Raw genomic sequence first — 1,577 nt, forward strand, 5'->3', positions numbered from 1 at the left:
TTGGAAAGCCGTGTCTTGATAATAATGTGTTACCTATGTCCCCGAACAGTTGTTACCTATGTCCCCAGTCTATACAATATACAAGGGTTAGGGAGGGGGAAAAAAATGATGAACCCAGTGATACATTTAAAAAAGGAGAAACACATGCTCACCCAGATCGAATCCGCCCGTCAGGGCATCATCACCCCCCAGATGAAAACAGTGGCAGTTAACGAGGCACTTTCGGAAGAATACATCCGCCAGATGGTGGCCGAAGGCAAGATCGTCATCCCCTGGAACCACAACCGCAAACCTTCGCGTATCGCCGGCATCGGCAAGGGTCTGTCCACCAAGGTCAATGCCTCCATCGGCACCTCATCGGATATCGTCGATTATGAAGCCGAGGTCAGAAAAGCGTTGGCAGCTCAGGAGTCCGGAGCCGATACTTTGATGGAGCTTTCCGTGGGAGGCGACCTGGACCGGGTGCGGCGAGAAGTGATCGCCGCGGTTGACCTGCCGGTGGGCAACGTTCCGCTCTATCAGGCTTTCTGCGAGGCGGCCCGCAAATACGGCGACCCCAACAAGCTGGACGAAGAGATGCTCTTTGACATGATCGAGCAGCAGTGCAGCGACGGCATGGCCTTCATGGCGGTGCATTGCGGCATCAACCTCTGCACCATCGAGCGCTTGCGCAAGCAGGGTTACCGCTACGGCGGGCTGGTCAGCAAGGGGGGCGTCTCCATGGTGGCCTGGATGATTGCCAACAACCGCGAAAACCCGCTCTACGAAAAATTCGACCGGGTGGCCGGAATTTTCAAGAAGTACGACACCGTACTCTCCCTGGGCAACGGCCTGCGCGCCGGGGCGATCCACGACAGCTCGGACCGCGCCCAGATCCAGGAACTGCTCTTCAACTGCGAACTTGCGGAACTCGGCCGCGACATGGGCTGCCAGATGCTGGTGGAAGGACCGGGGCATGTTCCGCTGGACGAGATTGAAGGCAACATCCAACTGCAGAAGCGCATGAGCGGCGGCGCACCCTACTACATGCTCGGCCCCATCGCCACCGATGTTGCTCCCGGCTTCGATCACATCACCGCCGCCATCGGAGCAGCCCAGTCCAGCCGTTTCGGAGCCGACCTGATCTGCTACATCACCCCGGCCGAGCACCTGGCCCTACCCAATGAGGAAGATGTACGCATGGGAGTCAAGGCAGCCAAGGTAGCGGCCTACATCGGCGACATGAACAAGTACCCGGAAAAGGGTCGCCAGCGGGACAAGGAGATGTCCAAAGCACGCCGCGACCTGAACTGGGAAAAGCAGTTCCAGCTCGCGCTCTACCCCGAAGATGCTCGCGCCATCCGCGCCAGCCGCACCCCCGAGGACGAAAATACCTGCACCATGTGCGGCGACTTCTGCGCTTCACGTGGAGCTGGCAAGCTGTTTGCCGGTGATCTGAGAGGCGATAAGATCTGACACGTTGCTGAAAAGCGCCACCTCGCCGCCGTCCTCGCAAGCCCTCTTGTGCGGCGTAGCGCTGCTACGCCTTGTATGTTGGACTGACAGTAACTAGATTCTCTGTTCCAGGACATGGCAGT

At 58.5% G+C, this 1,577-nt stretch carries 1 protein-coding gene; it reads left to right on the forward strand.

All coding sequences use genetic code 11. The features are described from left to right. The first annotated feature begins 144 nt into the window (after positions 1-144). A complete protein-coding gene (gene thiC / locus KJB30_RS17805; protein ID WP_214301716.1) occupies positions 145-1,455 on the forward strand; it encodes a phosphomethylpyrimidine synthase ThiC in 1,311 nt (436 codons plus the stop codon). Positions 1,456-1,577 lie beyond the last annotated feature (122 nt).

This window comes from Pelotalea chapellei (assembly GCF_018531195.1).
GTDB classification, from domain to species: Bacteria; Desulfobacterota; Desulfuromonadia; order Geobacterales; family Pseudopelobacteraceae; genus Pelotalea; species Pelotalea chapellei.

Excerpts from the sequence above, each read along its gene's own strand:
- thiC (WP_214301716.1), top strand. The coding sequence starts at position 145 with ATGCTCACCCAGATCGAATCCGCCCGTCAGGGCATCATCACCCCCCAG.